Annotated in this window: 5 protein-coding genes; 3 read left to right on the forward strand and 2 right to left on the reverse strand. The window is 44.8% G+C overall.

Annotation, left to right across the window (positions count from 1 at the left end):
- The first annotated feature begins 757 nt into the window (after positions 1-757).
- A complete protein-coding gene (locus tag ACLFWI_RS23290; RefSeq protein ID WP_446414905.1) occupies positions 758-2,188 on the forward strand; it encodes a hypothetical protein in 1,431 nt (476 codons plus the stop codon).
- Between the two features lie 201 nt (positions 2,189-2,389).
- Here the strand turns inward: ACLFWI_RS23290 and ACLFWI_RS23295 are convergent, their stop codons facing one another.
- A complete protein-coding gene (locus ACLFWI_RS23295; protein WP_446414906.1) occupies positions 2,390-3,535 on the reverse strand; it encodes a response regulator in 1,146 nt (381 codons plus the stop codon).
- A 549-nt stretch (positions 3,536-4,084) separates the two neighbouring features.
- On the opposite strand from ACLFWI_RS23295, the gene ACLFWI_RS23300 reads away from it, so the two are divergent.
- A complete protein-coding gene (locus tag ACLFWI_RS23300) occupies positions 4,085-4,957 on the forward strand; it encodes an alpha/beta fold hydrolase (protein WP_446414907.1) in 873 nt (290 codons plus the stop codon).
- Between the two features lie 25 nt (positions 4,958-4,982).
- Here ACLFWI_RS23300 and ACLFWI_RS23305 read toward each other — a convergent pair whose 3' ends face one another.
- Positions 4,983-5,120, reverse strand: coding sequence for a hypothetical protein (locus tag ACLFWI_RS23305; protein ID WP_446408091.1), 138 nt, complete (start codon positions 5,118-5,120; stop codon positions 4,983-4,985).
- Between the two features lie 332 nt (positions 5,121-5,452).
- Between ACLFWI_RS23305 and ACLFWI_RS23310 the strand changes: the two genes are divergently transcribed.
- The coding region (locus ACLFWI_RS23310) for an ATP-binding protein (RefSeq protein ID WP_446414908.1) at positions 5,453-7,241 on the forward strand (1,789 nt) is incomplete at its 3' end.

Raw genomic sequence — 7,241 nt, forward strand, 5'->3', positions numbered from 1 at the left:
GGTGAATAGCGAAATTTAGTCCCTAAACCCGCCCCTACAGATTCCCTAAACCCGCCCCGACAATTGATTCCCTAAACCCGCCCCTCAACCGCGTAATACAAAAATCTCCATTTTCGGTCTATCTGTATTACAGCGACTCTGCGTAGAAATCACCGAGAGAAAAACTTCACAACCCTTGTGTTGTCTATATTACGTCTATTGCAGACTATAGCGATATATTTCAATATATCACCAACTGTTTTGTATTAACCCTGAAAGTGTAATACTAAAACTATCTAATTCTGCCGACAAATTCATAAACCAGCTAATCTAAAGATGCAAATTATAGCAGATAAACGAAAGTATTAATATTTTATTAATAAAAGTTTTTATTTTACCAGTGTTTGCTTAAATATACTTTGAGTTATTTTCACAATTCCGTCTTCTGCCTGAAGGTAGAGGCTATCCCCCAAAACGAACAATTATTGTTAGTTCTTAATGGTTTTCCGCCATCTTCCGGCAAATCAGCCTTGTTTCGGTAAAAGCGCTATATATAGAGTTTTTTATGTTTACACTCCCTACATATATTGCTTTTGCCGCTTATTTCACCTAAGCATTCAAGTCAAAATGAATCATTTTATATAAGAAAAATGTAAAGTAATACTTTCACTTTTTTAAAGAAATGATGAATTTTGAAAAAAAAATATACAAAGGGGTTGCAAAAGTTAAAACTTATTGGTTAATATGCTATTCAGAACGAAAAACCAGGGAAACTTGCATGTCAAACTCGGCTTTGCCTGAAGATAATCCGATGCATCTCACCGATTCAACTGCGAGCAAAACAGGAAAAAAAACAAGGAATAAAATTTTAATTGGCACGCTGGCTGTATGTATTGGTGTAATTGGTTTAGGAGGAGCTGGACTGGCGTACCGACAGACCACTCGATATAAAGTCAGCGATGCAATCGAGGTTAATCTCAAGGAATTAACCAATACTAAATATCCCGCCAACACATCAGGTTTAAGTAAAAAATTCCGCCGCTATAACGACCGAACCTTAACCGTTGTCAAACGGGATGACACCCATGTCGATTTTGTCCTAGAACCGAATAACGACCACACCGCTAAAATTGTCATCAAAAATATTGATTTAGAACTTTTAACCCCGAAAGCCCCCGAATGGACTAAAAACGATGAAGGCTTAGAAGTCGTTGCCTTTACTAACCGCGAATGGAACCGCCAACAGATCAGTTTTCCGGCTGACTCCGAGCATATTGAAATTAGTGGCGGTGACGGGTTTGAAAAAGAAAACCTCTACCAAGTCGCCTTAGCCAACAACTGCATCAATGGTGGACTGTGGGAAGTCATTCTCACCACACAAGAAGATGGCAATAAAGCCCTTTACTACCAAGGATGGTTTGACTTTCCCCTAGGAATGTACAAGCAAGCCTTTGAAAAAATCAACAATATCTCCTATTGGAAACACTGGCGACGCTTAGAACATTGGCAAGATCCTAGTGGCGCTGTTGTCAAGACTGACTTGCTGCGAGATGTCATCGATGAGCAAGAAGTTCAAGCCGATTTCCCCCTAGATGAAAAAATAATTGCGTCCGGTGAGCAAGTCCGTAAAGTCCGCACTGTTCTCGCCAATAATTTGCAAACTTGGGGCGATTTCTATAGCGGTGAACATGAGATTCAATTTGGCTCTTTTGTTCCCCCTGGATACTATAATACGGATAAACCTTGGACACATGAATACTGGCGCATTGGTCAATTTGACAAAGCCGTTCTCCGGAATATTGACCCGATAGGTGTCGATGAAACCTTACAGGAACTGGAGTTAACGTTCACGGATACGAAATCCGGAGAACAAAACAAATTATTTATCAGTGGCGTTGATATCAAAAACCTACCGCAGTTACCTGTAGAGGAATATAATAAGGGCTTGTATATGCCTTTAGGAATTGGCATTCCTCCGTTCTATCAAGACTACGAAGAACTGAAAACAAACCATCCAGATAAAAGTCCTTATTTCGCTGGATTACTGGATTCTAAGGGCGGGTGGATTAACAATCATCAAGTTGCTCTCGCTGGCGTCGCCATGCATCGGGATCAAGATGACCCAGAACTGTTGCATCTGTACTTCTTGTCCTACGAACGGATGACCCTAATTGCCCACTTCAAAGTTGATATCAAATCCCTCTACTAGGCACTCGTTGTATAGCGCGTAGTGCTATAACTCACCAATAAGATACCCGATTTATCTCAGAAGTCGGGTATCTGAAACTCACTTGGTTAGGGCGGGTTTAGTCACATCCGGGTGCTAAAGAAAAGATAATCGTGAAACCCGCCCCTACAAAACTCTATGTGAAAAGTCAGACTCATTCTCTTGTGCCTCCTACCTGCTGTCTTATCCCAAATGTTGCTGCACCATCTCCAACAATTCTTGAGCTTGAGGCGGTTTCGCTAAAAACCCAGTTGCACCCACAAGTTGAGCGCGAGTCCGGTCAATTGACGTATTTTTAGCCGTCAATATAATAATGGGTGTCTTTTTAAACACAGGAGTTTCTCGCAGAAACTTACAAATGCTATAGCCATCAGCATTCGGTAAAAGGAGGTCAAGCAAAATTAAATCTGGCTTATGTTCAATCAGTTGAGAGAACCCTCGCATCGGTTCGGGAATACTCAACACTTGATATCCATTCGGAATTAAAATTTTTCGTAAGGTGAGCGTTAACACTGGACTGTCATCAATGCAAGCAATTAAAGAGGTTTTAGCTTTGGGTGGAGTTTGCTGGATTTCAGGTGGCTTTTTATCAGCAACTATCGGAGTATTCCCAGCATTATCGTTGCTGCTTGGTAACGTCAAATCGGGAATGTCTTGAAATTTAATCATCCCTCGTTTAGTCCAATCCACCAAAGATTGAGTAACTTCAATAATGGATTGATTTCGCTCAACCGCAATATCCCACAAGGTTAATTTTCCATTAAGATACTTGTCTGCGATCGGCAATTCGGATATATCTGCTCCCTCTTGTAAAATAGGAGCCATAGTTGGGTGAAGGTGACTTAACCCAGCCGCTTGCCATTGTTTCTGCATTTGCTCGGCTGTACCCAGAATCGTTTGTATTTCATTGCTGGATAAGGCGACAACTTTGCAAAATGTCGATATCGCTGTTTGGGTGGGTTTCCAGTCTCTATTCAAATCCGTGTAAGGTGTGAGTTCAAATAAACATTCTTGAACTAAACTGCGAATGATTAACTTGGCTTGAATTAGGCTAAGTTGTTTTTGGCTCAATCCGCGATCGATGAGCTGACATTCCCAACTAGGATTGTCGGAAAACTGGGAGTAATCAGTCCTCCAGTGCCAATTCGACCGATGCTGATTGATTGCCCGGTTCCAGCGTCTCACGGGATGATGTTTACTTTTCGGATACAGTAATTGACCCCGAACCAAGTACAATGTCCAAAATGCCTGAGAGTTTTTTAGAATTAGCTCTCCGTTTCCATGTTTACTATAGTCGTTTAATTCTTGAATTAGACGGGTTAAGTTCATTCGTAATAATTAAATTATTTTTTATAAATAGAAATTTGCGACCTAGTACAAGTGGCTTCCCGACCTACGTGATAACACGAGAGTTTCAGGTCACTGCTAGTATTCTTTGTCAAAAGAACTAGCATCTGATACAAAGATGGAACCGATGCACTAGAAGAGTAGATGCTTGCGAAGAGTAGATGCTTGCCTTGAAACGTAAATGGTCTGAATTATACTTCGCGCGGTCAAATTTGTCATTCTGAGTCCTGAGCGAAGCGAAGGAACTGAAGCGGAGTGTTAGCGAAGCTTGGCGTTAGCCTAGAATCTCACGACTATGTTACGCTGTACTTCACTAAGCTCTGCATGACAAAAGCTCAGTTGTAACCGCGAGCAGTATAACTCAATGGCGCGATCGCGATCAAAAAACGGATAATTAATCGGAAACACCTGTATCTGCTGCTGGGAAGGAATTTCACCCCATGCACCATCTGAGTAACAGCAAGATACTGTATCTGAGTATAAACTAACGTACTTGGTTAAGATCTGTCTACTGATTCCCTGTTAGCACTTATGTTTGAGCAATTTACCCAGCATCGGATTACCACCTCAGACGCCACGATTAATCTGGTGATGGGTGGCGCAGGATATCCTCTGTTATTACTCCATGGTTATCCGCAAACCTATGTTATGTGGCATCAGGTTGCACCAGTTCTATCGCAGCACTTCACCGTGATTTGTGCAGATTTGCGTGGCTATGGTGACAGCGATAAACCCAACTCTGATCCAACCCATCTGACCTATTCTAAACGGGTAACTGCCCAAGATCAAGTGGAACTGATGGATATTCTGGGTTTTAAGCATTTTTTCGCCGCCGGACACGATCGCGGCGGACGGGTGTTGCATCGTCTCCTGCTTGACCATCCTAACCGAGTTGATAAAGCGGCGGTTCTAGACATTGTACCCACCCGCACGATTTTTCAAACGGTGGATAAAGAATTAGCCACGGCTTACGAACATTGGTTTTTTCTGATTCAGCCCTATGATTTTCCCGAACGACTGATTGGTGCTGATCCAGAATTTTATCTGAAAACCAAGATGCATCAATGGAGTGCGACACAGGCGGGGTTTACCGAAGCGGCGATGGCGGAGTATATTCGCTGCTTTAGTCAACCTGCTGTGATTCACGCCACCTGTGAGGATTATCGGGCGGCGGCGTCTATTGATCTAGAACACGATGAGGCAGATATTGATCAGAAGATTCAATGTCCTCTGTTGGTGTTATGGGGAGCAAAAGGCGTAATGCAACGCCGCTATGATGTCCTACAAACCTGGGGCGATCGCGCGATCGATGTTCGGGGTCAGGCGTTGGAGTGCGGTCATTTTCTTCCAGAGGAAGCGCCGCAACAGACAGCCCAAGCGCTGCTAGATTTTTTTGTCGGCTAATCGTGATTCGGTCTTAACTTTATTATCAATAGATAAAGGTGCGATCGCCAGTGTTGGCTGGCTGTGAGAATTTATCCACCGCCACAACCACCACAGCGACCACAGCCACCACAACTACCGCCGTTGCTACCGCAACCACAACCACCGCTACTACGGTAACCACGGGGATGAGCGCTGTATGATGGAGAGCTTTCCTGACTGGGGTTTACAAAGGGTACACATCCAGAAAAAGCAGTGGGTGTCTTGAGAGACTTTTAGGTAGAGAAGGGACAGAGGCGATCGTCTAGGAGACTTATAGAAGATTTTATTTGTCATGGCACTATACAACCACTAGAGTTTATTTATTGTTGTTTTTTATACCCATAATCATGAATTTTATTAACGTTGTGAAATGGGGTTTTCTGATCAAGCCAAATAACTCATTTATGAAATTCATCATATTGACTTTGTTTTTCCCTTCATTTATCCTGCTAGACAGGGAAAATACAAAATGTTATGGGACAAGCGGTAGCCGATCAATTCAGAATTGATAACCTGGTTAACCTGAGTGCAACCGTCGGGATGGTGCGCCAGACGCTGGAACGGTATGTGGCGCAACTGGCAAATCAACCACTTGACGAGGAACTGGGGTTTTCACCGAACCTGGAAGAAGCAGTGAACCTATTCCCGCCCCCCGCCTTGACTCAGCTATGTCGCGCCTTGGGACTCTCGCGGTTTGAGCGCTATGTGCTGCTATTGTGTGCGGCGATGGAATTAGACCCGATGATGGGGCGCTTATGTGCCGAAGCCCAGGGGAATGAACAGTGGACATATCCTACACCTTATTTAGCATCGCGTATTTTGCCGGAGGCGAGTTGGCAGGCGTTTACCGCTGATGCAGCGTTGCGACATTGGCAGTTAATTGAGATTGAACAAGGGCGGGCGTTTACCCTGAGTCCGATGCGGATTGATGAGAGTATCCTGCTGTATTTGTTGGGGGAAGAGTATGTCGATCCCCAGTTAAAGGGAATAATTAAACCAGTCGCGCCTCAGTCCGATTTCCCCCTACCGCCCTCCCATCAAGGGATTGTACAACAGGTGGTACAAGTTTGGTTACAGGCAACGGCGGTATCGAGTTATCCAGTTATTCAACTGTGTGGCACTCAGCTATCTGATCAGCAGTCGGTGGCGGCGGCGATTTGTGCGTTGCTGGGGTGTCATTTGAAGCAGGTGTCTCTGACTACTCTGACAGCTACACCCGGTTTATTATCCACCGCCGGGAGTTTAACCGCACTGATGCAGCGCTGGGAACGGGCGGCACGGTTAACCAATAGTATCCTGTTACTGGATTGTCAGGAGATGAATGGGGCGGATGGTTTACAACGCCAAGTATTTCTTCAACTGCTAGAGAATTTGCAAACTCCTTTAATTATCGCCAGTCGGGAACGGCTATTTTCCCCCCAACGTTCGCCGATTACGTTTGATGTGCCGAAACCTACCCTGGAGGAACAACAGGCGATTTGGCTGGCACAATTAGGGACAGCGGGGGAGTCGTTAAATGGGCAGGTAGAGGCGTTAGCCTATCAGTTCAATCTCTCAGCACCGGGGATTGTTGCCGCTTGTACTCGTGCCTTAACGGTTGGGGAAGAGGGGGAGAATAATCCCTCTCCAGTTTCCGAACAACTCTGGGACACCTGTCGCATCCAAGCCCGTCCGCACTTAGATGCCTTGGCGCAGCGAATTGAATGTCGGGGCAGTTTCGCAGATTTGGCTTTACCTGAACAACAGTTGCAGCTACTACGAGATATTGTTGCTCAAGCCCAACTACGCCCGCAAGTGTATCGGCATTGGCAATTTGACCGCAACCGGGGACATGGATTGGGGATTAGTGCTTTATTTTATGGTCCAAGTGGGACAGGGAAAACGACAGCAGCGGAAATTATTGCGGCTCAACTACGGTTGGATTTGTATCGCGTCGATTTGAGTGCGGTGGTGAGTAAGTATATTGGCGAGACGGAGAAGAATTTGGCGCAGGTGTTTGATGCAGCCCAGATGGGAGGTGTGGTACTGCTGTTCGATGAGGCGGATGCTTTGTTTGGTAAACGAGGGGAAGTGAAAGAATCGCGCGATCGCTATGCCAATCAGGAGGTGAGTTATTTGTTGCAGCAGATTGAGAGTTATCAGGGAATTGCGATTCTAACCACGAATCTGAAAACGGCAATGGATAAGGCATTTGAGCGGCGGTTGCGGTTTATAGTTGAGTTTCCTTTTCCAGATGCTCAGCAACGGTGTCAGATTTGGCAGC

Origin of the sequence: Coleofasciculus sp. (assembly GCF_046539235.1) — a bacterium.
Lineage (GTDB): Bacteria > Cyanobacteriota > Cyanobacteriia > Cyanobacteriales > Coleofasciculaceae > Coleofasciculus.

Excerpts from the sequence above, each read along its gene's own strand:
- ACLFWI_RS23295 (WP_446414906.1), bottom strand. The coding sequence starts at position 3,535 with ATGAACTTAACCCGTCTAATTCAAGAATTAAACGACTATAGTAAACAT.
- ACLFWI_RS23290 (WP_446414905.1), top strand. The coding sequence starts at position 758 with ATGTCAAACTCGGCTTTGCCTGAAGATAATCCGATGCATCTCACCGAT.
- ACLFWI_RS23300 (WP_446414907.1), top strand. The coding sequence starts at position 4,085 with ATGTTTGAGCAATTTACCCAGCATCGGATTACCACCTCAGACGCCACG.